Source organism: Patiriisocius sp. 208BN25-11 (assembly GCF_058147145.1).
Window position 1 is genome coordinate 1 of sequence record NZ_JBYVJY010000136.1, and the last position, 237, is coordinate 237.

General features: G+C 43.5%; 1 protein-coding gene. It reads right to left on the reverse strand.

Going from position 1 to position 237, the window contains the following annotated elements:
* The coding region (locus ACY2RS_RS15875) for a hypothetical protein (protein WP_490099624.1) at window positions 1–218 on the reverse strand (218 nt) is incomplete at its 3' end.
* Between the last annotated feature and the right edge of the window lie 19 nt (window positions 219–237).

The following is a 237-nucleotide window of genomic DNA, read 5'->3' on the forward strand; positions in this document are numbered from 1 at the left end:
AATTGTATACCTCCGCCATTCGTTTGTAGCGTAGCGGATTGTGCTCTTATTCCAATAGCAATAAATTGAAGTCCTGTTGATGTTCCGTTTACTGCAATGGCACCTGTTCCCGTTGCTTCCAAGCTTGCTCCTTCAACTTCAATACCTATGCTAAATAACCCAGTTCCTGCACCAGAAGTACCGGTGATGTTTATGTTGCCCTCTACCGTGGTCACCATACTATTTGTGTTTACGATA